This window comes from Petrotoga miotherma DSM 10691 (genome assembly GCF_002895605.1).
Lineage (GTDB): Bacteria > Thermotogota > Thermotogae > Petrotogales > Petrotogaceae > Petrotoga > Petrotoga miotherma.
This window is the reverse complement of the sequence record NZ_AZRM01000014.1, coordinates 1-25883: the sequence shown is the minus strand read 5'-3', so window position 1 is coordinate 25883 and position 25883 is coordinate 1. Positions and strand designations below refer to the sequence as shown.

Genomic DNA, 25883 nt, shown 5'->3' with positions numbered 1-25883 from the left:
GCAATGATATAGCTCTTTGTGTGAAATGAAGCTAAATAAGTATCTTTCTATTAGTTTTTTTATGACAATCCGGAAATGTTTCCTTCCTTGTCTATGTCCATATTGACGGCATTTGGGATCTTTGAAAGTCCAGGCATTCTCAATATATCCCCGGCCAATGCCACAATGAAACCAGCACCCGCAGAAAGTTCAAAATCGCGTATTGTGAATGTATAATCTTTTGGAAATCCAAGTTTTTTAGGATCGTCGGATATGGAAGACTGGGTTTTTGCTACAATTACAGGGAGATTTTCGTATCCGTATTTTTTCAAAAATTTCATTGTTGATAAGGCCTGTGAAGAATATTCAACCTTAGCGGCGCGATAAATATTTTTTGCTAACTTATCTATTTTAACTTCTAAAGGATCTTCAAAATTGTATATACTTTTCAATTCGGATTGCTGTTCACTAGCTTTTACAACTTTTTCAGCTAAGTCTATAGCACCTTCTGAACCTTTCTCAAACCCTTCGTTGACACTTACCTCTACGCCTAATTTATCACAATAATTTTTTACCATATTGATTTCGTCATCTGTATCTGAGTAAAATTTATTTAAAGAGACAACCACAGGAATATTATATTTTTTAAGGTTTTCAACATGAACCTGCAAGTTGGGCAACCCTTTTTCTAAACTTTCAAGGTTGGGTGTATTCAACTCTTTTTTGTCTTGTCCCCCATGGTATTTTAAAGCCCTTATTGTAGCTACCAAAACCGTTGCTGATGGTTTTAACCCAAAAGTCGGAGAAACAAAATCATAGAATTTTTCTCCTCCTAAATCAGAACCAAAACCAGTTTCGGTTACAACGAAATCAGAAAGTTTCAAAGCAAGTTTAGTTGCTAAAATAGAATTGGTACCATGAGCTATATTTGCAAATGGTCCACCATGAACGAAGGCAGGTGTATTTTCTATTGTTTGAACTAAGTTAGGATTAATTGCATCTTTTAACAATACAGAAAGAGCACCTGTAATTTCTAAATCTTTTACAGTCACTGGCTCTCTCTTTTTATTTCTTGCAACTACTATATTAGATAATTTTTTCTTTAAATCTTCAAGATTTTCTGTCAAACATAATATTGCCATTATTTCTGAAGCGGCGGTGATTATAAAACCGTCTTGTCTGGGATAACCGTTTTTCTTTCCACCTAAGGCAACTATGATTTCTCTCAACGCCCTATCGTTCATATCCATTGTTCGAGGCCAAGAGACTTCAGTTGAATCTATGTCACATTTATTGTACTTTATATAATCATCTAAAACAGCAGACACCAGGTTATGCGCTGAGGAAATAGCATGAATGTCTCCTGTGAAATGTAAATTTATGTCTTCCATAGGGAGGACTTGAGAGTACCCTCCTCCTGCTGCTCCTCCTTTTATACCCATTACTGGACCCAAAGAAGGCTCTCTTAGGGTTACTATTGATCTTTTGTGGATTTTGTTTAAAGCCATGGATAGTGCGATGCTTGTTGTAGTTTTTCCTTCACCAGCCGGAGTTGGAGTAATTGCGGTGACCATTACTAAATTACCATCATTTTTGAAGTTAAGCTCCTTCAAATATTTGTGAGAAACTTTGGCAACGTTTTTTCCGTAAAGATTGTAGTACTCCTCAGGAATATCCAGCTCGTTGGCGATTAAATCAATTTTTTTGAGTTTTGCAGATCTTGCAATTTCAATATCAGAAAGCATTGAAAAACTCCTCCTTTTTAATTATTTTGAAATTAAAACTATTGAGCTTCTTGAATGTACTGTGTAGTGTTTATCTTGAATTATAGAAGGTTCTAAGAGAAAATCTTTGGGTGATTCTTGGGATGTATCTACTACCCTATACCATTTTTTCCCATTCGGTAATTTTGGAATTTCAAATTGCAAATCTTTTATAAAAGAATTTAAAACCACATATATATCATTGTCTCTTTCTTTACATCCTTGAATATAGTCTTCGCCGCTTATCATGAAAGCAAGACTGTGAGAATAATATCCGAAATCGGGTTTAAAAGGCTTAACTCCATGCCAAGTTATGTCTGCTATTCCATCACCACTTAGATCTCTTCCTGTGAAAAATCGGTCTCTTCTTAAAGCACAATGACTTTTTCTAAAGTTGATCATATTTTTTGTGAAATTAAAAATATCATTGAATTTTAATTTTCTGCTCCAATCAACCCATGAAATGTGATTATCTTGACAGTAAGCATTGTTGTTACCAAATTGAGTTCTACAGAATTCATCACCCATTAAAATCATTGGTAACCCTTGTGATACCATTAATATTGTGATGAAATTTTTAATTTGTTGTTTTCTGAGTCTTATTATATTTTCGTCGTTAGTATCTCCTTCAACCCCGTAATTGAAACTATAATTAGCGTTGGTTCCGTCACGATTATTTTCCCCATTAGCTTCATTATGTTTATTGTTATAGGAAACTAAATCCCACATGGTAAATCCATCGTGAGAAGTAATAAAATTGACGCTATGGTAAGGCTTTCTACCTCTTTTTTCAAAAAGATCTGGACTTCCAGCTATTCTTGTTGCTAAATCTGAAACTACACCATTATCGCCTCTCACAAATCTTCTTACCGTGTCTCTGAACTTTCCATTCCATTCTGCCCATCCCGTAGGAAAATCACCAACGTAGTATCCTCCAGCGGCATCCCAACCTTCCGCTATGAGTTTAGTTCCTGCCAAGATAGGATCATCAGCAATGTCTTTTAACAGAGACAGATCGCCAATCCAATTTCCTTTTGAATCTCTCCCTAAAATGGAAGCGAGATCGAACCGGAAACCATCTACATGCATTTCGGAAACCCAATACCTCAAGCTATCCAAAATCATTTGTTTCACCACGTAATGGCTTGAATTAATAGTGTTTCCAGTTCCTGAAAAATTTTCATAATATCTTGGGTTATCTTTGTTCAAAAGATAATAAACGGAGTTTTCTAAACCTCTAAAATTGAGAGTTGGTCCCAATTCATTTCCTTCTGCTGTGTGATTAAAGACAACGTCCAATATCACTTCTATTCCATTTTTGTGTAATTCAAAAACTAAATCCTGAAACTGGATTATTTCCTCCCCAATTTTTACACCATATCTGTAATTACTCGTCACAGCAAAAAAGTTAACCGGATTGTAACCCCATATATTTTTTAATTTTTCACAAGTTATAGGATTAACGTTGGGGGTATCGTTCAAAGGAAAAGCAAAAATAGGCATTAGTTCAATGGCGTTTACTCCTAAATCTTTTAAATAATTTATTTTTTCCGCGATTCCCTTATAAGTTCCTCGATGTTCTACATGAGAATTTGGATTTATCGTGTAAAGCCTGACATGCAGTTCATAAATAATTATGTCGTTTAGTTTATAACGTGGATGCTCATCGTTCTTCCAATTGTATTCACGACTATCCCAAATGATGGATTTGACTTGAGATCTTGCAGAATCCAAAGTGGAAAAACTAAGGTCTTTTTTCGGATCATTTTTATTATAACCAAAAATAGACTCTTCTGTAAAATCTAACGTTCCCCCAATAACTTTGGCATAAGGGTCCAAAAGCAATTTGTTTTTGTTGAATCTAAATCCTTTCTCTGGTTTGTAGGGGCCATTCATACGCCAACCGAAAGACATTCCGGCTCTTACTTGTTCAACAAAAACATGCCAAATATTACCGGTTCTATTTTCTTTTTTATCGAGAACGTATTTAAACATTGGTTCTTCATCATAGTAATTTTCATATATCTCCAAAATAACTGATGTCGCGTTTCTTGAAAAAACACCAAAATTAACTCCACCTTTTTCGATAGACGTACCTAAAACTGGGAATCCTTTACTTATGTTAAACTTTGTTTTTTCACTTATTTTTGTTCCTTCCATAATGTCACCTTCTAGGGGTATTAGTTCACAATATTCTGCTAGTTGATGTAAATTATACTTACATCTTCCACTTTATTCATCGAAACTGGTGCATCGTACAAGATTTGTAAATTGTGTGGGTTCATAACTTTGGTGTTTTCACCACTAAAAATTACTTCACCGTTTTTTACCATTATTATTCTATCACAGAATCTTAAAGCCAGATTAGGATCGTGAAGAGCTGTAATGACACTCTTCCCGTTTTCACTCAATTTTTTTAATTCTTTCATCAATAGATGTTGATTCTTAAAATCCAAATGGGACGTTGGTTCATCCATAATTAAGTAATCCGTATTTTGCATTAAGGCTCTTGCAATTAGCACCAATTGTTTTTCTCCGCCACTTAATTGATTGTAATTTTTTTCAGCAAGGTGTTGAATATTGAAAAATTCTAACTTTGTATATGCCGTCCTATAGTCTTTTTTTGTGGGCATCCTTCCAAAAGAAAGATAGGGAGTTATCCCCATAGCTACTATATCTATCACAAGGTATGAAAATATAGCAGAGTGTTCTTGAGGAACTACACTTATGAATTTTGCTATTTCTTTATAACTTAGATTTTTAATATTATGATTTTCTATATAGATTTCACCAGTTTTTGGTTTCAATGTGCCGTTTAAACATTTTAGTATAGTTGTTTTACCTGAACCATTAGGTCCTAACAAGGCAATCAGTTCTCCTTTGTTCAAAGTAAAACTTATATTTTTAATGGTATCTCTAACTGTATCGTATGAAAAGGATATATTCTTAATGGATATCATTGATTCCACCCACTTTCTCTTCTTCTTAATAAAAGATAGACAAAAAAAGGTGCGCCTATAAAAGCGGTAACGATACTTATAGGAATCTCTGCAGGTGTGATTGTTCTCGCGATGTTGTCCATAATAAGCAGAAGTACAGAGCCTAAAATGCACGTTGCAGGAAGCATGTACCTATGATTTGCACCTATTATGTACCTCGCAATATGTGGAGTAATCAAACCAATCCAGCTTACCTGACCTGCAACAGCTACGGTAGGGGCAACCATAACGGTACTTACAATGATCAATAAAATTCTCATTCTTCGAACATTTATTCCCATGGATAATGCTTCTTCTTCTCCCATAGACATGACGTTCAAATACCATCTTAAAATAAGTAGAATTATTATCCCTGGAAGCATTGTAAATAATGAAATATATACTTCTCTCCAACCTGCCCTGTTAAAACTTCCCATTAACCAAAATACGATATTTGGTAATTTTTCGTAAGGATCTGCTAAGTATTGTACTAAAGAGACACATGCGTTGAAGAAAGAGGTTACCGCCATTCCTGCCAAAACAAGAACGGTAACCCCCTTCACTTTACTCCAAACGGAAATAAAAAACGTAAAAAGAACGGCAACTAACCCTAACAGAAAAGATAATAAGTAAGTATCAAATAACGATTCTTCGTTGATCAAAATAGCCAAAGCTACTCCAAATGCTGATCCGGCTGACACACCAAGGATAGAAGGAGAAGCCAATGGATTTCTAAAAACGCTTTGATATGTTGCACCAGTTATAGATAGAACAGAACCCACAAACATTACCAATATAATTCTCGGCAAACGAATGTGAAAGAAAACTAACCAATCGTTACTACTTTGTATATCGTTATGTAAGAGTAAGTTTTTTATCGTGTTAATAATTTCAACGAACGAGATTTTGTATCTTCCAACAAAAAGTGAAATAATAAATAACAATAACAGAATTAATAAAAGATAGAGAAGTGTTCTTTTTTGATGTTGACCTGGAGTCTGATTCTTATTGTGAATGTGCATATTAATATCTCCATATAAATAAGTTTAATGATTTAATTTCCAATTTTAGATAACAATTCCCTGTATGAAACTCCGTACAAAGTGTAATAAAATTCGTCAGCTACTTTATCAAAATCAACATCCGAAAAAAGTTCAGGATGTATTTTTGTTGCTAACCAAAGCATACCCAAATAAGATGATGGATTTGGATAATCCCATGGCTCTAGCACTGATGGGAAACGGTAAATTTGCTTGTTTTTAAAAGCCTTAACGTTTTGATATTTTTCTTCTTTATAAAGTTCCTCAATATCATCTTGAAATTTTTGGGATGTAACTATAACATCAGGATTCCAAGCTATTAACTGCTCTGGAGATATTTTTATAAATCCAGCATCACTTTTTGCTGCTGGATTTATTCCACCAGCCCACTCTATCATATCCGTTTGCATCATATCTTTTCCCACTGTATCCAATAGTTGAGAATTAGCGAAATAGACAACTTTTTTCTGAGCCTGCGGCAAGTTTTTAGTCTTTTCCAACAATTTTAAAATATTATCAAACTGTTTATCTACAATTTTTGCTCTATCTTCTAATCCCAATACTTCTCCTAATAATCGGTTGGTTTCCCGTATTTCTTCTAAACTTTCAGGATTGATAATAATTGTAGAAATCCCTAACGTTTCTAATTTGGAAGCTGTGAATTCGGCTTGGTTATGTGGAAATAGTATTACTAAATCAGGATTTAAAGATGCCACTGTTTCAATATTTATCCCTTCTCTTTTTGAACCCACTTCTACTAACAGTTCTACTTCCGGATAAATTGAAGTAAATAATTTTTCTCTTGTTGATGTATTATCCACGCCAACAAGCATTCTTTGAGCATTTAATGCAAATACGAATTGAGTAGCAGGTTTGTAAGTTGTCACGATACGTTCTATTTTAGAAGGTATTGTTACCTCCCTTCCTGCCATATCAGTAACCGTTATTGTATTGGCAAATAATGCATATGCGAAAGTTAAAAGAAACAAAAGTAAAAAAAAGGATGAAAATCTCTTCACTCACTATCATCTCCCTTTTGTTTTTTTAGATATATATTGTAATCTTCAAAGGTATCAATATCTATGGTAATACCTTCATCATGGACTTCGTGCAGTGTTACTCTTTCAGGATATTTACTTAAAAGTGTTCTTAACCCTCCAGGTCCTGATAACTGATAAATATCTGGTATTTGACTTTTATGTACAATCAATGGATGGCCTCTTTTCCCATGATAAGTAGGTGCCAAAACAATTGTTTTGTTTTTTATAGCAAAGCTAGCAAGTGTGTTGAATGTTTCTATTTTGATTAAAGGCATGTCTCCAAGTGTGAAAAGTATGTATTCAGAATTATTGGATAATGAGTTCAAACCACTCCACACACTTGTTAACATACCTTTTTTGTAATTTTTATTCTTTACTATTTTCAAACGGTGGTCTTCATACTTCGAAAAAAGTGGAATTATATTCTCAAAGTTACCTCCTAATACAATGATTATTTCATCGTCTATATATTGGCATTTCATAAGTTTGATGATAATGCTTTCTAAAACAGTTGTATTTTCCCAAGGTAAAATCTGTTTAGGAGTTCCCATTCTTAAGGATTCACCAGCTGCTAATACCACCGCTGATATCATTGTAAAACCCACTTCCTACCTAAATGATTTAGAGCCAAATAAAGTAAACAATAAATAAAGCACACAAAACGTATACTAACCAATGTACTTCTTTACCTTTGCCAGTGAATAATTTAATTAAAGGATAGGTTATAAAGCCTAAAGCTATTCCGTTAGAAATGGAATAAGTTAAAGGCATTACTATCATTGCAACGAAAGCGGGAAAAACTTCTGTAAAATCTTCCCATTTTATGCTTCTTATATTTGATAACATCATTACCCCAACGATTATCAATGCTGGTGCTGTTGCTGCACCGGGTACTATAGCTATTATAGGTTGAAAAAATAAGGAAAGGAAGAATAAAATAGCAACAACGATACCTGTTAACCCTGTTCTTCCACCTTCAGAAACACCTGACGCAGATTCAACGTATGTTGTAACAGTACTGGTTCCGAAGAGTGCACCACCAGTAGTAGCAATAGCGTCAGCTAAGAGAGCTCTATCTGCTTTTGGTAAGGAACCGTCTTCTTTCAAATAACCTGCTTGCTGACTAACCCCTACTAGCGTACCTGCTGTATCAAATAGATCTACAAATAAGAACGAAATCAAAACACCTATCATGCCGATATTAAATGCAGATTTGATATCGAGTTGGAACAAAACTTGAGACCAATCAGCCATTCTTGGCAATGCTACAACACCTTCGGGTATTGGTGTAACTCCGTTGAAAAACCCTAAGATTGTAGCAATTATGATTCCTAACAATAGGGCTCCTTTTACCCTTAATGCGTGTAAAATCCCGGTTATGATTAGGCCTAATAACGCTATTAAAGCCGTCCCAGAAAATAAATCCCCCATTTTTACCAATGTTGCAGGATCTGCTACTACTATGTCGGCGTTTTGCAAACCTATAAAAGCAATAAACAAACCAATTCCAGAACTTATCCCCGTTTTCAGACTCATTGGAATCGAATTAACGATCATTTGTCTTACGGGGGTAACACTAAGTACAATAAAGATGATACCCTCCAAAAAAACTATCCCTAGAGCGGTTTGCCAAGGGACCCCCATACCTATTACGACTGAATAGGCAAAGAAAGCGTTTAAACCCATTCCTGAAGCCAATGCAAATGGATAATTGGTCAGTAAGGCCATCATTACAGTACCTAAAATTGCTCCAGCTATAGTAGCTATAAAGACGCCGTTGAAAGGCATTCCAGCATCACTAAGTATAGAAGGGTTTACGAAGATGATATAAGCCATCGTCATAAACGTTGTGATACCAGCTAAGACCTCAGTTCTAACGTTTGTTCCGTTCTCTTTTAACTTGAAAGTCCTTTCTAAAAAACCTTCTTGCTGAGTGTTTGCCATAAGTTCAACCCCCTTTTAAAATATCAATTTACAACTAATGGAACAAAAGTATGATTTTCAACGTCATATAAACCATCACAAGTTATCTTTAATTTGGGAACCACTGGTAAACCCATAAACGCTAATGTCATGAAAGGGCTGTTTATTTTGACCCCTAAGTCATGGGCAATTTTTCTAAGTACTCGAAGCTTTTCGGAAACTTTTCCAATTGGGTCGGTAGAAACAAGTCCTCCGATGGGTAAGTTGATAAAATCAACAATATTTTTATTATTAACAATCACAATTCCACCCTGAATTTCAGCTATCTTGTCTATTGCCATCTTCATATCTCTTGAATTCGTACCTATTACAATAATGTTGTGAGAATCATGAGCTATGGAGCTCGCAATGGCACCAAACTCCAATCCAAAACCCCTTATCAAACCCAAACCAATCTTTCCAGTACTTTTGTGTCTTTCTACAACCGCAATTTTATTTATATTATACCTTATAAATCGTTCTTCTTCAAAACTATCTGGAAATGAGAAAAACTCCTCTTCAGTGATAATTTGATCCTGAATCATGTTAATAACACGGTAAGTTTTCCCCTTAGGAATATTGAAATCCTCTTCTTTAATGGGAGCAATATTTACAGAATGAAAAATGGACGGAGGTTTTTCAAAGTTATTAGAGTCAACTTGGAATAATGCTTTTCCGTTTTCTGCTACTTTTTTTCCGTCTTTGTAAACTTGTAAAACGTTCAAATCATCTAAATTGTCGATTATCAGAAAATCAGCCTTATAACCTGGAGCAATACCTCCCAAACGGTGTAATCCTAAAGAACGTGCAGCATTCAGAGTGGCAAGTTTTATCGCTCTAATTGGTTCCATTCCGAGTTTTATAGCCTTTTTAATCATAAAATTAATATGGCCTTCTGAGAGAAGGTCTTCAGGGTGTTTGTCATCTGTGGCGAATAAAAAGTTACAGTTGTTTTTATCGTTAATTGCAGGTAACAAGCTCTGAAGATCCCTCGTAACTGAACCTTCCCTAACCATTATGTACATACCTTTTGAAACCTTTTCTAATGCCTCATCGGGGGATGTGGTTTCGTGATCAGCCATGATTCCAGCTAAAAGATATGCATTTAAAAATTTGCCTTCTAGTTTTGGTGCATGACCATCAATAAAATAGTTCTTCATCAGTTCTATCTTATCCCAAATATAATCTTTACCAGTTAAAACTCCTTCATAATCCATAACCTCACCAAGGCCAAAAAAACTTCCTTCTGCAATTAATTCTTTTATTTTTTCTGCGTTCAGTACCGAACCTGATTTATCGAAAGGAGTAACAGGCACACACGAGGGTATCATTAAATTAAAATTCCATGGTAAATTGTTCCCAATTGTCAAGAAGTATTTTATACCAACTTCCCCAGATACATTTGCTATCTCATGTGGATCAGCAACAAGTGTCAACGTCCCCAAAGGGATGACCGTTTTAGCGAATTCTTCTATTGTAACCATGGCACTTTCCAAATGTAGGTGGGCGTCTATGAATCCCGGAGAAATGAATTTGCCTTCTAAGTCAATTTCTTCTTTACCCTCATAATTTCCAAAGCCTATGATTACACCATTGGAAGTAGCTAAATCTTCTTCTATAACTTGTTCGTTAAAAACGTCTATTATTTTTCCGTTTTTGAATACTAAATCTGCTTTTTCCTTTCCTAAAGCTATTGGTAAAAGATCTTTGTTTGACAATAGTATTACCCCCCCTCTATAAAGGCAAGGACAGAGCGTTGAAATTACATCTTGTTATACATAATCCACAACCAGCGCATTTATTTGTATCTATTCTCACACTGTGGAGATCTTTTACGAGGTGAATTGCATCATAAACACAACTTTTAACACACAAACCGCATTCTGTGCATTTTTCATCGTTTATATCTGGAACTATCAATTTATAATTTGGCTGAATAACGGTATTTTTTTGAGCGATTCCCCTAATTTCTTCTAGGGAGTTGAAACCATGAACGTCCAGATACTTTTCAATTTCGTTGGCAATTTTGCTATATATTTGAGGTCCATTTAAAATGGCAGCGGTACAGACTTGAACCGCTTGGGCTCCTGCCATTATCATCTTTATGGCTTCTTTACCTGTACTGACTCCACCTACTCCAACTACTGGAATATTAACCGATCTTACAGCCTCAAAAACTGCCCTCAATGCTAAGGGAAATATTGCTTGACCTGATAGCCATCCAAAACCATTCTCACTTCCCAACAAAGGTTTACCACTTTCTAAATCAATATCTAACGTCGGACCGAAAGAGTTTATTAAGACTAAACCATCTGCACCAGCCTTTTCAGCCTCTTTTGCAAACGTAGGAATATCTACTTGTGGACTAAGTTTTACCATAACGGGAAGGTCTGTACTTTCTTTTGCAGCTTTTATGCTGTTAATCATAGGTGTTGGATCATTACCAAGATAATGGGTAGAGAGTTCAAAGGCATCAGCGAATTGTTCTGCTTGTGGTATTACTTCCTTTATCTCTTCAGAGGTGTATCCAACCCCTATTATCACAGGTAAACCTGTTTCAACAACCTTGGGGTATTCTTTTTCAATCCATTGCTCTAAGGATAACTCAGACCAAAGTTCGGTATTGATAAAACCTCCTTTTACTTGTGCCATATTTGGCTTTGGAACTTTTGCAGCATTCACTGAGACCGTTTTAGTAACGATTGCTCCAGCTCCTCCTTCTTTGGCTTTGTGAGCACTCTCTCCATCTTTAATGGGAGGCCCAGCAGCGGGCATTACAGGGGTTTTCAACAACATTCCTAATAAGTCTACAGATATATCAGCCATAAATTCACTCCTTCATTGAAATTATTTGTTTTATCAAACTCAATACCTCTTTGTAAACTTCTTCGCGGTTTCCCAAGGTTACTCTAAATATTTGAACGTCTTTTCTATTCCTAATATCATCCAAAAATGCGTTAGATTCATCTTTTATTACACCTAAAACAGGTTTGTCACTATTCAAAACTTCTTTGACTTTCTTTTGAAACTGGTATGCAGTTAACTCGAATCTCCCTAATTCATCCATGATTACTACGTCAGCATGGTCGATGTTTGTAAGGAGTTGTACACCGAGTTTGTCAAATACTTGAATATTTATCTCCCAATTTTTAGAGTAATCATTTCTGAATGCAAATCTGTTGAATTCATTTTTTCTAGGTTGATTATCTTTGCTAAGAGAAGATGCATCTATTAAATAAAATGAGTTCCAGTTATTTTTTTTACCTTCTCTAGCAACTGAAAAACCAGATATATTCAATGATAGTTGCTTGATCACTTTACTTATAATCGTTGATTTACCGACCCCCACAAAACCTGTAAGAAAAATATTCTTTTTAATCATCATCTTTTTCTTTTAAAGCTTTAAGAATTTTTTCCGGAGTGATGGGTAACTCATAAAATCTGACACCTATGGCATCGTAAATAGCGTTAGCAATAGCAGGAGAGGCTGCCATGATTGTTGGTTCTCCTACACCTTTTGCTCCAAATGGTCCAATAGCATCTTCATTTTCAATTAAAACTGAGTGAAAATTCGGAACATCCATAGAAGTTGGAACCAGGTAACCTGTCATATTTGGATTTAACGTGATTCCATTTTTTATTACTTGTTCTTCCATAAGGGCCATTCCTATTCCTTGCACTGTACCACCTTCGATCTGCCCTTCTACATTTTTTGGATTTATAGCCTTCCCACAGTCAAGGGCTGTGTACACATCTTTGACATCAACTTTTCCTGTAATTGTGTCTACTTCCACATCTACGATCTGAGTCATAAAGGTGTAGGCAACGTATACTTTATCAGCTTGGCCGGATATTAGGTCTGGAGAGTATGTTGGAGGAAAGAACGTTGACTCACCTTTCAAAATTTCTCCTTTTTCTTCCACCTTTCTTTTCAAATCCCAGTAAGTAAGAGATTTTTCGGAGTTAGGATTGTAGATGATTTTTCCATCTTTCAAAGTTAATTCTGGATAATTACTGTTAAATTCTAAGCTCGCATAGTGGTAGATTTTTCCCTTTAAATTTTCACACGCCTGTTTTACTGCATTTCCTGTAAAGGTGGTTTGACGAGTTGCAGAGGTTGAGCCTGCATTCATAGTTTTATGGGTATCACCTTGAATAACTTTTATTTTTTCAACCTCAACAGATAGTACTTCTGCGGCAATTTGAGTGACAACCGTTAAAACTCCTTGTCCTACATCTGCGGCGGCGGTTACCACCAAAACCTTTTCATCATCGGTAAATTCAACCGTCGCATGGGAAAAATCTGGAAATCCTTCACCGTAACCATATCCAAACATTATCGTAGCCATACCTCTACCTTTTTTCTTCATTGTCAAACACCCTCTTTCTCACTGGAAAGCTTTAAAGCTTCTTCTATGGTTTCAACGACATTTACACTTTGTGTAAGTCTTTGACCATTTGGCGTAGTAGAACCAATTCGATAGGCGTTTTTAAGTCTGAGCTCTGCTGGATTCATGTCTAACTTTTCAGCTAATATGTTCATTTGAGATTCATAGGCGAAAGCCATCTGCATTGCTCCAAATCCTCTCATAGCACCAGCGTATGTATTGTTAGTGTAAACGGTATGAGCGATACCCATAACGTTAGGTACATTGTACGGACCTGTACAATGGTACATACCTTTATGTACAACAGCAGGTCCACTAGATGCATATGCCCCAGTATCACCTACAATTTCAACCTCCCATGCTTTTAGGATTCCATCTTTGGTAGCTCCAGTTTTTGCCTTTATATACAAAGGATGCCTTTTAGACTGAGCGATCATAGATTCTTCTCTTGTGTAAGTTAATTTAACAGGGTGTTTTGTTATCATTGCAGCCAATGCTAAATGTATATGTACTGAAATATCCTCTTTCCTACCAAACGCTCCACCAATAACAGGTTGTATTATTCTGATTTTTTCTTTGGGTAGATTCAAAGATTGGGCTATATCTGCTTGTGTATCATGAAGCCATTGTGTAGCTGCCCAAATAGTTATTACACCAGTTTTTTCGTCGTAAACAGCTACGCCAGACTCCACTTGTAAAGGCAGCTGATCGATATGCTGTGTTTTGTACTCTCTTTCTATTATTACGTCAGATTCATCAAATCCCTTTTTAATATCTCCTTTGTTTAATTGGTGAGTGACGAGTATGTTTCCATCTTCATGAATTTTTGGGGCGTCTTCTTCCATTGCCCTGAAAGGATCTGTAATTACTTCTAATTCTTTAACCTCTACCTCTATTAAATTAATTGCTTTGGAGGCAATTTCTTTACTCTTTGCAACGACTAATGCCAATGCATCTCCCATAAAACGGGTCTTCTCTCCTATCCCAACCAGAACGGGTTGATCTTTGATTATCAATCCAAACTTTTTCAAATGCGGATAATCTTTTGCAGTTATAACTTTAATTACCCCCGGTAGTGATTCTGCCTTGGAAGCATCTATCTTTTGAATGTAAGCATGTGGGTGAGTTGCGCGTTTAACTTTCACATAGAGCATGTCTTCAAGGTATATATCATCGGGATAAATAGCTTTACCTGTCACCTTGTCTTTGGCGTCAACTTTGAAGACATTCTCTCCCACGTATTTATTTGATTTCAACTTTCTCACCTCGCTTATACTCAGCGATTTTAATGACCGAGAGTCTAACAGCGTCTATTATTTTTTGGTACCCTGTACATCTACAGATATTCCCGGATAATCCCCTTTTTATTTCTTCTTCAGTTGGGTTAGGAATTTCATCGAGAAGTTTCTTAGTTGCTAATATGAATCCAGGCGTACAAAATCCACATTGTACTGCTCCTGTTTCGATGTATGCCTGTTGAATAGGATGTAAAATATTTTTATCGCTTAAACCTTCAATAGTGACTATTTCTGCACCATCAGCTTCATATGCAAGTACTAAACAAGAGGCTACGATTTTATCGTTCATTATAACCGTACATGCGCCACATTCTCCTTTTCCACAACCTTCTTTTGTACCTGTAAGATTCAGATCGTCCCTAATTAAATCCAACAATCGGGTAGTTGAATTTACATTGCATTTTCTATTAATACCATTTATGGTAAAGCTTATTTTCAATCTACCCTCACCATCCTTTCTATTTCATTTAAAGCGTTAACTGTTAGATTTTTTGCAACTTCTATTCGATATTCTTTGGTTCCTCTTATGTCGTCTATTGGTGAAATATTTTCAGAAACCACTTTTCCAATCTGAGAATAATCTATTTCTTTTAACTTTTTGCCAACCATCAAAGGTTGAATTTGTGAGATTTCAACTGGAACGGGAGCCACAGAACCAAGACAACATTTCACTGTTTTTATGCGTTCATCATCATCGAAAGTCACAACAAGAGCCAACGTGATACTTGAAATTATTAAGGCATTTCTTTTTCCAACTTTGAACCATTTTCCATAGGTTTGTTTTTGGGGAATTGGAATGATAATTTTTTCGATGATTTCATTCTTTCTAAGTACGTTTTTTTTAGGTCCTAGAAAAAAGTCTTGTGCGGGTACTTCACGAGTTTCGTTTTGGGAAGTTAGTTTGAATACTGCATCATATGCCATTAAAGGAGGTAATAAATCCCCAGCAGGGGAAGAATTTGCAATATTTCCACCTATGGTGCCCATGTTTCTGATTTGAGGTGATCCAACATCCCATGCAGCTTGACTGATAAGTGGAAAATATCTTTGTATAATCTCAGATTTTTCTAATTCATCGTGGGTGAGTAAGGCACCAATTTCAACTCGATCATTGTTGATTTCGAATTTTTTCAGTTCATTGAGGTTTTTTAAGCTCAACCACCTTTCTATTTCATAAAGACGGTCAAAGTAATCTACCAAAACATCTGTACCACCTGCGATGATTTTGATGTTAGGGCTGTATCTTGAAAGTATTTCTGTAGCTTCTTTTAATGTTTTAGGAGCAAAGTATTGATCAGAATCTCTCCCAAAATCTTCTTGCTTGTTCCCGAGTTCTCCTGTGTATTCTTTCATAATCTAAAACCGTCACCTCCCGATTATCCATAATAATTTTGCCGTCTATAATAACCGTATCAACCATCCCACCGTTCATTCCGAAAAGGATGTGGGAATAAACGTTGTCTTTTTCAACGGGTGTTGGGGAGATATAATCCACTATTATTAAATCGGCTGGGAAATTCTCTTTTATCTTTCCTATTTTTAGGTTTAAAAGGTTAGAAGCAATTTGCACATTATTATTAAACGCCATGTTGTAAACTTCGCTCCATCCTGCCTGTGGATCACCTAATTGATGCTTTTGGAGTAAATTGGCAACTTTTATACTTTCGAACATGTCGTGCGTGTAGGCATCTGTTCCCAATCCGGTTAGGATTCCGTGATCAAAGAAATCTTTTATTGGAGCCGCTCCTACTGCGTTTCCCATGTTTGATTCTGGATTATGAACAACGTATGCACCACTTTCCTTCAAAATTGGAATCTCTTCCTTCTTTATATGAACGCCATGAACAGCTAAACCATGAGGTCTTAATATTTTAAATTTCGATAATCTATCGACTACTCCTATGTAACCTCTTTTTACACTGTCTTGTAAATCTGCTATTCCTTCTGCTACATGGATATGAAAAGGAACGTTTAATTCGTCAGCTAACTCCGAGGCCTTGTTTAAAGTTTTGTCTTCAAGGGTAAAAGAAGCGTGTAATCCAATCATTCCACCTAATTTATCGTTCTCAGAATCCTTAATCTTTCTAATAAACCTTTCATTTTCTTTTAGAGAGGCATCACTTTTAGCCTGTCCATGTCTATCTGATACTTCATAACAAAGATTGGCTCTTATACCTGTTTCCATGACAGCTTGCGCGATGATATCCAAACTTCCATCTATATAATTAAAACTTGCATGATGATCAAAAATCGTTGTTACTCCGTTTTTTATGCAATCTAAGATTGCAAATAACGCACTGTAATAAATATCCTCTTCGTTTAAAGTGTTGTCCAATCGCCACCACAATTTTTCTAATATTTCTAAAAAGTTTTGTGGAGGGATGTCGGTTTTTAAATTCATACCTCTGGCGAAAGTGCTGTACAGGTGTGTGTGAGTATTTATCAAACCTGGCATTAGAATTTTATCTTGGGCGTTTTTGAAAACAGCGTTTGGATATTTTTGAAGTAAAGCTTCAGTCTCTCCTATTTCTTTTATTTTTTTGCCTTCTATTAATAGTGCACCATTCTCAATTATAGGGATTTCTTCATCAAAGGTGAGAATAGTGGCGTTACCTATTAACATCATGTTTTTTCCCCTCCAAATTTCAGGCTTCAACCATCATTTTAGAAAGTTCATTAGCTTTGTCTATGATTTTTCTTTCATCGACTTTGACAAGTTCACCATCTTTTACAACTATTTCTCCATTGACGATTGTCATATCTACAATTTGAGAATCTCCAGTATTAATAAGCATGGATATAGGATCGTAAAGACCTCCTGTATAATCTAATCGATCCCAACGGATTAAGAACATATCTGCGGATTTACCTTCCTCTAAACTTCCAATTTCTGGTTGGTTTATAACTTCACTTCCACCTTTGGTAGCCATACGCAGTACATCCTCAGCATTGATAGCGCTTATACCGTAGATTAATCGACTCATCAGAAAAGCGGTTTTCATTTCTAAAATCATATTAGAAGAGTCGTTACTTGCACTCCCATCCACAGCTAAGCTAACTTTTACATCTTTTTTTAACATATAGGGAATGTTTGCAGCTCCAGAGGCGAGTTTTGAATTTGAAACGGGACAGTGAGCAACCCCTGTTTGAGTTAATGCCAACTTATCTATCTCTTCTTCATTGAAATGAACCCCATGGGCAAACCATACATCAGGACCTAACCAATCTAAACTCTCCATGTATTCTAATGGCCTCTTCCCAAAAGTCTCAATACAAAAACTTTCTTCGTCTTTTGTTTCGGCTAAGTGTGTATGACTGCAGACACTATACTCTCTTGCTAATTGAATAGATTGCTTAAGTAATGTTGAAGTTACAGAGAATGGGGAACAAGGGGCTAGAATGACTCTATGCATGGAAAATGAGGAAGGATCATGAAATTTTTCAATAATTCTTTGGGAATCTTTCAAGATTTCGTTTTCTGTTTGAACTACCGAGTCAGGAGGAAGGCCACCATCTTTTTCACTCAATGACATACTTCCTCTACTACCGTGTAATCTGATGCCGATTTCTCTTGCTGCATAAAATTCATTGTCAAGAAGATCTGGTGGCTGATTCTTTGGAAAAACATAGAATTGATCAACTGATGTCGTACAACCAGTTTTAAGTAGTTCTCCTGCTGCAACTAAAGTACTATAATAAACAACTTCTGGTGTCAATCTTGACCAAATTGGATACAAAAACTTTAACCAGTCGAATAATTCAACATTTTGTACCTGGGGAATGTTCCTAGTAAAAGTTTGATAGAAATGATGATGAGTATTAATCAATCCTGGATATACATAATATTTGGAACCATCTATAACTTCATCTATTTGTTCGTTTGATAAATCTATATTTTTGGCAATTTTATGTATCTTGTTTCCTTTAATTAAAATATCGTGATCTTTCAACTGATCTCTATTTGTATTCATCGTGGTAATAACTTTAGCATTTTTTATTAATATGTTCGACAAAGATATCACCCTTTCTTTTTCTGTGTAACAGCTTCTATCGCTTCAACTATTTGCTGATATCCGGTACATCTACAGAGATTTCCTTCTATTGCGGTTTTTATTTCTTCCCTTGAGGGATTGGGATTTTTATTCAACAAAGCTTTAGCAGACATCAGCATACCAGGGGTGCAAAAACCGCATTGAACAGCTTGATGATCAATAAAAGATTGTTGCAGCGGGTCTAATTTTCCATTAACTTCCAAACCCTCTGTAGTGAAAATTTCATAACCATCAACTTGAGCAGTTAACACTAAACATGAATGAACGGCCTCACCGTTTAAAATAACCGTACAAGCGCCACATTCGCCCACATCGCATCCTTCTTTTACGCTAGTTAATTTTAATCGGTTGCGTAAAGTATCAAGAAGTCTCTCTGTTGGATCCACTTGTAATACTTCTTTTTTATTATTCACGTAGAGAGTTACTTCAATTTTTCCCATTTTTTGAATACCTCCATCAACGTAAGTTTCAGTCATTCGAACTTAGCGACCATTACTTAAATTTGTTATCTCTATAATCGCCTTTTTAAAAATTGACCCTAAGGCTGGCTTTTTGTAGGGGGTAGACCATCTTTCACCAGTTATATTCACCATTTCGTCGCCTATTTTTTTTGCTAGCTCTTCTAAATTTAATTCGTTAGATTTTTTGTTTAGTATTTCCCTTTCTATGTTTTTAAATCTTACTGGAAAAGGTGTTGCGGAACCTGGAACGATTCTTATATCTTCAATTTTTAGGTCTTTTTTATTTATTTTCGCAACCACAGCTAAGTTTAATCTTGCTATATTTAAAGCTCTTCTTCTTCCTATTTTTTGAAAACTAAAACGATAATTTTCATCTACCTTTGGTATTATTATTTTAGTTACAAGTTCATCATTATTTTTACTAGTTTTGTAAGGACCAACAATATAATTATCTAAAGGTATGAGTCTTCTCCCGTTTACAGAGCTTAACTCTATTTCAGCATTTAAAGCCATCAACGGAGGAATTAAATCAGCTGCTGGAGAGGCATTGGATATATTCCCTCCAACGGTACCTCTGTTTCTAATCTGGGTTGACCCTATACTCTTTGCTGCTGTTACAAGAAACGGGAAATGTTTATTGATAATTTTTGAATTTATCAACATGGTATGTGTACACAAAGGTCCTAACTCTACAGAATCTTCCGTTTCATCTATGAATTGAAGAGCTTTGATATTAGAAATATCTAAAATATAATCAAATTTTTCTAATCTAGAACTTTCTTTATGTATATCTACCAGTAAATCAGTTCCACCAGCTATTACTTTTATACTTTCATATTTGTGCAAATATTCCAAAGCAGCATCAACATCTTTAGCGGTTAAAAAATCATATTCAATCATTTTTTCTTCCTTCCTTTTTTCAAAGAATGACCTACCAGTATTTTTTCTAAGTTTATAGGCAAAGATCTTATTCTTCTTCCCGTCGCTTGGGCTACCGCATTTGCTATTGCAGCTGCCCCTAACTCCAAGGTGGGTTCTCCTATAGATTTTGCACCGTAAGGTCCGTTAGGATCAGGATTTTCAACGATAATCGGAGTTATATCAGGCATATCTTTAACTGTGGGTATCAAATATTCGTCAAAATTGGTGTTATTGATGTATCCCTCGTTTATATCCAGCTCTTCCATGATCCCATATCCGAGGCCCATTGATATTCCACCATAAAATTGACCTAAAACATTCGCAGGATTGATAGCCCTTCCAACATCGTGAGCAGCTACCATTTTAAGCACTTTTATCTCACCTGTACCTATGTCAACTTCAACCTCGGCTATTTGACATCCATAAACGTATGTAAAATAAGGTTTGCCTTGCCCAGTTTCTTCATCCCAACTTATCTCCGGGGCTTTGTACCAACCGTATGAAGATAAAAAGACACCAGAGTTATATGCTTGGGAAGCAGCTTCATCAAAGGAAATTATCCTTTTTTGATCTGGTGTATAGATCGAATTATCTTTAAATATTAATTCTTTAAATGCCAAATTATATTTTTTGACTATAAAATCCGTCAATTTCTTTTTAAGATTTTTAGCGGCGTCGAGTGATGCATTTCCTCCAACCAACGTTGCACGAGAAGCTACCGTAGAACCGCTGTCTGGGGAAACTAATGTATCGACAACCATGAAGTTGATCTTTTCAATATCGATCCCTAATTCTTCGGCTACAATTTGAGAAAAGACTGTTTTTAGACCTTGTCCATTTTCAGCTAAGCCGCTGTAGAGATATACAGTTCCATCTTTTTGTATAGATAATATGATACCAGCCGCATCCACAGCTTCTGCTCCTAAGCTACAACCTCTGTAACTTATAGCCATTCCTATTCCTTTTCTTTTGTCACCTTTTTGCTCTCTACTGTACTCTTTGTACTTTTCCAAAAAATTAATCGAATCCGCAGCCTTTTTTATTACCTCTTCGAGGCTAACTTTGTGATTATCTAGTTTTTGACCGCTTGCTGTTTCAGAATTGTCATGAAAAATATTTTTTAATCTAAGTTCTAAGGGGTTCATCCCGAGTTCTTGAGCCAATTCATCCATTAGAGATTCACTGGCAAATATGACCTGAGGAGATCCATAACCGCGCATGGCTCCAGTGTATACATTGTTTGTATAATATCCATAAGTATCTGTTTTTACATTTGGAATTTCGTAAGGGCCCGTTGCTTGAACAACAGACCTCCAAGTAACAAAAGGAGTTTGGCACGCGTAAGCTCCACTGTCAGCGATTGCCTCTATTTCCATAGCCAGTAGCTTGCCTTCTTTTGTAGCCCCTACTTTGTACCTCATATTGTAAGGATGCCTCTTATAACTTTCGATAATTGATTCTTCCCTGGTATTTTTTAATTTTACAGGCCTGTTGGTTTTTAAAGCTAGAACAGCGGCTCGAGCAGCCATAGAAGAAATTACCTCATCTTTACCACCAAAAGATCCACCTATGTGATTTTGAACAATTCTAACTTGATTGAAGCCAATTTTTAGAACTGAAGCTACCGCGTTACGGCAAGCAAAAGGGTTTTGTACTGATCCATATATTGTAACTACACTATTGTTCTCATAAGGAACGGCAATTACAACCTCGGGTTCCATGTAGGCATGCTCAATAAATTGAGTTTGATACTCCCTTTCTAAAATTACATCAGAATTTTTAAACCCTTCTTCTATATTACCTTTTCTGAGTTTGTGATGAATAACTTGATTATTATCTTTATCTTCATGAATGGATGACGCGTTTTTTGACTCAAATGGGTCAAAAATTCCTGAAATCTCATCATATTCTACTTTTATACTTTCAACAGCTTTTTTTGCAGACTCTGGCGTTTCTGCAGCGACAACCGCTATTCCATCTCCTATGAAGTAAGTCCTTTCTTTAGCCAATACCTGCTGATCGGGGATAATTACACCAAATTCGTTGTTGGGTATATCATTTGCGGTTATAATTGCTTTTACACCAGGAATCTTTTTGGCTTCGTCTAAGTTTATGTTCAATATTCTCGCCGAAGGATACTTAGATCTAAGTACCTTTGCATACAACATATTTGGAAATTCTAAATCATCAGCAAATTTAGCTTTTCCAGTTACCTTTTCGTATGCGTCGATTCGTTTTTTTGGTTGATTAACACTTTTAAAAATGATTGTTCACCTCCAAATAGTGATCAGGGTCTTCCTCCCATAGTCAAAGCCATGATTGCTTTTGCTGTATGTAAGCGGTTTTCTGCTTCGTCATATATTATTGAATGAGGGCCGTCGATGACAGGATCAGTTACTTCTTTGCCTCTGTCTGCGGGCATCGCGTGCATATAAAGAACATCTTTATCGGCCAGAGCCATTCTTCTTTCATCACAGATCCAATCTTTGTGCCTTTCAAGATTTTCTTTCATTTGTTTTTTCCCTTCATCCGTATCAGGATTTTCCACGCCTAAAAATCCACCCCAGTTTTTTGGAATTACAATTTGAGCTTCATCGAATGCTTCGTTCATATCGTCTGTGAACTTTAAACTTCCACCATGTTTTTCTGCGTTTTGCTTAGCTTGTTCTATGATCTCTGACATAAGTGGAAATTCTTTTGGATGGGCTATAGTCACGTCCATTCCGTACCTTGTAAATAATAATGCCTGTGTTTGAGGTACGGACAAAGGTTTTGCGTGTGATGTGGCGTAAGCCCAAGATATAGTGACTTTAATATTTTTAAGATCATTGCCACATTTTTCTTTTATTGTCATCAAATCTGCCAATCCTTGTAAAGGATGATAAATATCATCTTGTAGGTTGATAACAGGTACATCGGCATATTTTGCCACTTCTCTGATGTATTTGTTTCCAATTCCATAGAAACAGTTTCTTATCGCTATGGCATGGCCGAATCGACTCAACACAATTGCGGTGTCTTTTGCGGATTCTCCGTGAGAAAGTTGCATCTTATCTGGCGTTAGATCATGAGCATGTCCACCAAGTTGTGTGATACCTGCTTCTATTGAGTTTCGAGTTCGTGTAGATTGTTCAAAAAACATCATAAAGACAGTTTTTGATCTCAACAAATGATCCGTAGGCTCTCCCAATGCAAATCTTAATTTAAGTTCTTTGGATACTTCAAAGACTGTTTCTAACTCTTCTTCACTCCATTCTTGCGTGGTTATAAAATCCTTTCCCCTAAAAAGTGTATTCATTTTATCTCCTCCGATATGATTATATGGCTTTTACGAACCTTCCAAATCCTTTTTCTCCTATGAATTTTCTATCTTTTACTATTACCTTTCCTCTTAAAATAGTTGTAATAGGCATTCCTTCTACTTCAAATCCTTCAAAAGGAGTGTATCCAGCTTTTGAATGAGTGTTAGAACTATTTAATACCTCCTTTAAATTTGGATCAAAAATAACTAAATCAGCGTCTGAACCTACAGCTATTGTTCCTTTTTTTGGGTATAATTTAAAAATTTTTGCAGGATTGGTGGAAAGCAGCTCAACCAAGTGGTTAATAGAAATTAAACCTTTATTTACTCCATATGTATAAACCAACGGGAGAAGTGTTTCTACTCCTGGAATACCAGGAAATATATCTAACGAATTTTCACCTTTTGATTTTTGTTCTGCATTGTATGCACAGTGATCTGTGGCAATTACGTCTATAAAACCTTTTTTAACACCTTCCCACAAAGCTTCGTTATCTTGACTTTCCCTCAAAGGAGGAGTCATAAGATAAAGTCTAGCTTTAGGACCTTTTAATAATTCCTTAGTTAATAAAAGATAATGGGGTGTGGTTTCGATATACAATTTAAAATCTTCTAATTTCTTGTAATCTTTTACAACCTGATAGCCTTTTTCAGATGAAAGATGTACGATGTATAACGAAGCCTTAGCTTTATGAGCAATCTCACAAATTTCTTTAACAGCCTTTTGTTCAGCTTCGCTTGGCCTTATATCTGGATGGTATTGAACATCTAATTTATTTTCTTTTTGAAATTTGATAATATTTTTTTCAATAATTTCATTATCTTCAGCATGAACAGCTACTATTAAATCATCATCTGAAGCTGCTCTAAATAAAGGTTCCCATTTCTCATGAGACAACATATATATATTTTTGTAGGTGGTGAAAGCTTTTAAACTAGATATTCCAAAATCTTTTATCTCTTTAAGCTGATGATTTTGCTTAAGTGGATTAAAATGGTTGTTAATGACCATGTGAAAATGAAAATCGATCACGGAATCTCTAGTTTCTTCAAATCTTTTTTCTAATCCCTTCATTAAAGAAACATCATCCATATCAGCAAAATCTATGTGTGTTGTTACTCCACCTAAAGCAGCTGATCTACCTCCCCAGTAAAAGTCGTCTATACTTGTGGTACCTCTAGCGTGTAAACTAAAATGCGTATGACTATCTATAATACCAGGGAAAACATACTTTCCACTTGCATCTATTACCTCTTCATCTATATTAGGGTCTAACTTAGCATCTATTTCTTTTATTTTCTCTCCTGCTATTCTAATGTCCTTTTTTTCAGTTTTTGTGGTGGTAACAACAAGACCGTTTTGTATTAACACTTCAATCCTTCCCTTTACGAGTATTTTTGAACGTACAGTTTAGGAATGCATGCATACATTGCAGCAGCCTTAACTAACTCGCTTTTCCAAGTTTTTTCGTTAGGAGCGTGTGCTTGATCTTCATGTCCCGGACCGAATCCAATACACGATATACCATACCTTCCCATTATTGAAACACCGTTGGTGGAAAAAGTCCATTTATCTACCAATGGTTTTTCTTCAAATAAGTTTTGATATGCATCTATGAGAGTTTTACAAGCAGGATGATCTTCCGATAGTACCCAGGCAGGAAAATACGCTTGTGTGGGATATACTAATCCAGTGTAGGATGGTTTTTCATAAGTGTAAAGTTCCACATCGGCATTGTATTTTGCAGATGAAGGTAAGTTTTTAATCTCTTTTAACGCATCATTCCAATTTTCTCCCCAAGTCAACCTTCTATCTATAGATATTGAGCAACCATCTGCAACCGCACATCTTGAAGGAGAAGAAAAAAAGATTTCAGAAACTGTCAGACTACCTTTTCCTAAGAAATCATCATCTTTTAAATAAGTGTGTAATACTTGGAGCTCTTTTATAACGTCAGCCATTTTATATATAGCGTTGTCTCCTCTTTCCGGAGCTGAACCATGACAACTAATACCATGCGTTGATACTTTAATTTCCATCCGCCCACGTTGGCCTCTATATATATTGCAAGAAGTTGGTTCTGTAATAACAACAAATTCAGGTTTAATTTTATCCTCTTCGATGATATATTGCCAACAGAGTCCATCACAATCTTCTTCTTGAACTGTTCCAGTAATTAATAGGGTATAATCATCAAATAAATCTAAATCTTTGATAATCTTGGCTCCATAAACCATAGAAGCCATCCCGCCTTCTTGATCACTTGCCCCTCTTCCAACTATAATTTCCTCATCTTCGTAACCTTTATACGGATCGTAATTCCATAAATTTATATCTCCAATACCTACTGTGTCTATATGAGCATCCATAGCTATTAAGTGTTCCCCACTGCCGATGTAACCTAGAACGTTTCCCATAGGATCGATGTCTATTCGATCGAAACCAACTTTTTCCATCTCTTCTTTAATTCGTAAAATAACTTCTTTTTCTTTTCCGCTTTCACTTGGAATAGCAATCATGTCCCTAAGAAATCTAGTCATATCTTTTTTGTACTCTTCAGCTTTTGATAATATTTGTTTGTAATTCATATATTTTAATGAACCCCCCTTTTATTCAATAGTTTACTACTTTTAGAAACTCTAAAAAGTACTTTAAAATGTAATCTATATCTAATTTAGCGCCCTTCGCCCCGCAGCCCA

22 protein-coding genes are annotated in these 25883 nt (G+C 35.8%); all 22 read right to left on the bottom strand.

Features of this window, described 5'->3' with window-relative positions:
* Positions 1 to 59: 59 nt before the first annotated feature.
* Genes X928_RS02910 through X928_RS02805 form a run of 22 tightly spaced genes read right to left on the bottom strand, consistent with a single transcriptional unit; the run spans position 60 to position 25772 of the window.
* Positions 60 to 1724: a formate--tetrahydrofolate ligase gene (locus X928_RS02910; protein WP_103078414.1), complete on the bottom strand. Its 1665-nt coding sequence runs from the start codon at positions 1722 to 1724 to the stop codon at positions 60 to 62.
* Positions 1725 to 1745: 21 nt separating this feature from the next.
* Positions 1746 to 3902 (bottom strand): glycogen debranching protein GlgX, encoded by a 2157-nt coding sequence (glgX, locus tag X928_RS02905; protein ID WP_103078413.1) that lies wholly within the window; start codon positions 3900 to 3902, stop codon positions 1746 to 1748.
* A 38-nt stretch (positions 3903 to 3940) separates the two neighbouring features.
* Positions 3941 to 4702, bottom strand: a complete 762-nt coding sequence (locus X928_RS02900) for an ABC transporter ATP-binding protein (RefSeq protein ID WP_103078412.1) — start codon at positions 4700 to 4702, stop codon at positions 3941 to 3943.
* Positions 4699 to 5742 (bottom strand): FecCD family ABC transporter permease, encoded by a 1044-nt coding sequence (locus X928_RS02895; protein ID WP_103078411.1) that lies wholly within the window; start codon positions 5740 to 5742, stop codon positions 4699 to 4701. The genes X928_RS02900 and X928_RS02895 overlap by 4 nt, the downstream gene beginning before the upstream one ends.
* Before the next feature lie 32 nt (positions 5743 to 5774).
* Positions 5775 to 6779 carry an ABC transporter substrate-binding protein gene (locus tag X928_RS02890; RefSeq protein WP_103078410.1) on the bottom strand — a complete coding sequence of 335 codons (1005 nt, stop codon included), beginning with the start codon at positions 6777 to 6779 and terminating at the stop codon, positions 5775 to 5777.
* Positions 6776 to 7393 (bottom strand): nucleotidyltransferase family protein, encoded by a 618-nt coding sequence (locus tag X928_RS02885; RefSeq protein WP_103078409.1) that lies wholly within the window; start codon positions 7391 to 7393, stop codon positions 6776 to 6778. The genes X928_RS02890 and X928_RS02885 overlap by 4 nt, the downstream gene beginning before the upstream one ends.
* 28 nt (positions 7394 to 7421) lie before the next feature.
* On the bottom strand, positions 7422 to 8744 hold the full coding sequence (locus X928_RS02880; protein WP_103078408.1) for an NCS2 family permease: 1323 nt from the start codon (positions 8742 to 8744) through the stop codon (positions 7422 to 7424).
* Between the two features lie 23 nt (positions 8745 to 8767).
* A complete protein-coding gene (gene ade / locus X928_RS02875) occupies positions 8768 to 10480 on the bottom strand; it encodes an adenine deaminase (RefSeq protein ID WP_103078407.1) in 1713 nt (570 codons plus the stop codon).
* Between the two features lie 16 nt (positions 10481 to 10496).
* Positions 10497 to 11588, bottom strand: coding sequence for a 4Fe-4S binding protein (locus X928_RS02870; RefSeq protein WP_103078406.1), 1092 nt, complete (start codon positions 11586 to 11588; stop codon positions 10497 to 10499).
* A gap of 4 nt (positions 11589 to 11592) precedes the next feature.
* Positions 11593 to 12144 carry a nucleoside-triphosphatase gene (locus X928_RS02865; RefSeq protein ID WP_169926283.1) on the bottom strand — a complete coding sequence of 184 codons (552 nt, stop codon included), beginning with the start codon at positions 12142 to 12144 and terminating at the stop codon, positions 11593 to 11595.
* A complete protein-coding gene (locus tag X928_RS10330; protein ID WP_103078404.1) occupies positions 12137 to 13132 on the bottom strand; it encodes a xanthine dehydrogenase family protein molybdopterin-binding subunit in 996 nt (331 codons plus the stop codon). Before X928_RS10330 ends, X928_RS02865 begins: the two co-directional genes overlap by 8 nt.
* Positions 13133 to 13134: 2 nt before the next feature.
* Entirely contained in the window at positions 13135 to 14406 is a 1272-nt protein-coding gene (locus tag X928_RS10325) for a xanthine dehydrogenase family protein molybdopterin-binding subunit (RefSeq protein WP_103078403.1), read from the bottom strand.
* Positions 14393 to 14887: a (2Fe-2S)-binding protein gene (locus X928_RS02850; RefSeq protein WP_103078402.1), complete on the bottom strand. Its 495-nt coding sequence runs from the start codon at positions 14885 to 14887 to the stop codon at positions 14393 to 14395. Before X928_RS02850 ends, X928_RS10325 begins: the two co-directional genes overlap by 14 nt.
* Entirely contained in the window at positions 14884 to 15801 is a 918-nt protein-coding gene (locus X928_RS02845) for an FAD binding domain-containing protein (RefSeq protein WP_103078401.1), read from the bottom strand. The genes X928_RS02850 and X928_RS02845 overlap by 4 nt, the downstream gene beginning before the upstream one ends.
* On the bottom strand, positions 15743 to 17074 hold the full coding sequence (gene ssnA / locus X928_RS02840; RefSeq protein WP_103078400.1) for a putative aminohydrolase SsnA: 1332 nt from the start codon (positions 17072 to 17074) through the stop codon (positions 15743 to 15745). Before ssnA ends, X928_RS02845 begins: the two co-directional genes overlap by 59 nt.
* 19 nt (positions 17075 to 17093) lie before the next feature.
* Positions 17094 to 18461, bottom strand: coding sequence for an 8-oxoguanine deaminase (locus X928_RS02835; protein WP_103078399.1), 1368 nt, complete (start codon positions 18459 to 18461; stop codon positions 17094 to 17096).
* Between the two features lie 5 nt (positions 18462 to 18466).
* The gene (locus tag X928_RS02830) at positions 18467 to 18940 is read right to left on the bottom strand and encodes a (2Fe-2S)-binding protein (RefSeq protein ID WP_103078398.1); all 474 of its coding nucleotides are present in this window, start codon (positions 18938 to 18940) and stop codon (positions 18467 to 18469) included.
* Between the two features lie 42 nt (positions 18941 to 18982).
* Positions 18983 to 19861: an FAD binding domain-containing protein gene (locus X928_RS02825; protein WP_103078397.1), complete on the bottom strand. Its 879-nt coding sequence runs from the start codon at positions 19859 to 19861 to the stop codon at positions 18983 to 18985.
* Entirely contained in the window at positions 19858 to 22113 is a 2256-nt protein-coding gene (locus tag X928_RS02820) for a xanthine dehydrogenase family protein molybdopterin-binding subunit (RefSeq protein ID WP_281255715.1), read from the bottom strand. The genes X928_RS02825 and X928_RS02820 overlap by 4 nt, the downstream gene beginning before the upstream one ends.
* A 56-nt stretch (positions 22114 to 22169) precedes the next feature.
* Entirely contained in the window at positions 22170 to 23180 is a 1011-nt protein-coding gene (locus X928_RS02815) for an ornithine carbamoyltransferase (RefSeq protein WP_103078395.1), read from the bottom strand.
* 19 nt (positions 23181 to 23199) lie between these two features.
* Positions 23200 to 24555 carry a dihydropyrimidinase gene (gene hydA / locus X928_RS02810; protein ID WP_103078394.1) on the bottom strand — a complete coding sequence of 452 codons (1356 nt, stop codon included), beginning with the start codon at positions 24553 to 24555 and terminating at the stop codon, positions 23200 to 23202.
* Positions 24556 to 24569: 14 nt separating this feature from the next.
* The gene (locus tag X928_RS02805; protein ID WP_103078393.1) at positions 24570 to 25772 is read right to left on the bottom strand and encodes a YgeY family selenium metabolism-linked hydrolase; all 1203 of its coding nucleotides are present in this window, start codon (positions 25770 to 25772) and stop codon (positions 24570 to 24572) included.
* Between the last annotated feature and the right edge of the window lie 111 nt (positions 25773 to 25883).

Bases quoted from the DNA above. Each gene is read 5' to 3' on its own strand.
- X928_RS02910 (WP_103078414.1), bottom strand. From the start codon at position 1,724: ATGCTTTCTGATATTGAAATTGCAAGATCTGCAAAACTCAAAAAAATT.
- glgX (WP_103078413.1), bottom strand. From the start codon at position 3,902: ATGGAAGGAACAAAAATAAGTGAAAAAACAAAGTTTAACATAAGTAAA.
- X928_RS02900 (WP_103078412.1), bottom strand. From the start codon at position 4,702: ATGATATCCATTAAGAATATATCCTTTTCATACGATACAGTTAGAGAT.
- X928_RS02895 (WP_103078411.1), bottom strand. From the start codon at position 5,742: ATGCACATTCACAATAAGAATCAGACTCCAGGTCAACATCAAAAAAGA.
- X928_RS02885 (WP_103078409.1), bottom strand. From the start codon at position 7,393: ATGATATCAGCGGTGGTATTAGCAGCTGGTGAATCCTTAAGAATGGGA.
- X928_RS02880 (WP_103078408.1), bottom strand. From the start codon at position 8,744: ATGGCAAACACTCAGCAAGAAGGTTTTTTAGAAAGGACTTTCAAGTTA.
- X928_RS02870 (WP_103078406.1), bottom strand. From the start codon at position 11,588: ATGGCTGATATATCTGTAGACTTATTAGGAATGTTGTTGAAAACCCCT.
- X928_RS02865 (WP_169926283.1), bottom strand. From the start codon at position 12,144: ATGATTAAAAAGAATATTTTTCTTACAGGTTTTGTGGGGGTCGGTAAA.
- X928_RS10330 (WP_103078404.1), bottom strand. From the start codon at position 13,132: ATGAAGAAAAAAGGTAGAGGTATGGCTACGATAATGTTTGGATATGGT.
- X928_RS02845 (WP_103078401.1), bottom strand. From the start codon at position 15,801: ATGAAAGAATACACAGGAGAACTCGGGAACAAGCAAGAAGATTTTGGG.
- ssnA (WP_103078400.1), bottom strand. From the start codon at position 17,074: ATGATGTTAATAGGTAACGCCACTATTCTCACCTTTGATGAAGAAATC.
- X928_RS02830 (WP_103078398.1), bottom strand. From the start codon at position 18,940: ATGGGAAAAATTGAAGTAACTCTCTACGTGAATAATAAAAAAGAAGTA.
- X928_RS02825 (WP_103078397.1), bottom strand. From the start codon at position 19,861: ATGATTGAATATGATTTTTTAACCGCTAAAGATGTTGATGCTGCTTTG.
- X928_RS02815 (WP_103078395.1), bottom strand. From the start codon at position 23,180: ATGAATACACTTTTTAGGGGAAAGGATTTTATAACCACGCAAGAATGG.
- X928_RS02805 (WP_103078393.1), bottom strand. From the start codon at position 25,772: ATGAATTACAAACAAATATTATCAAAAGCTGAAGAGTACAAAAAAGAT.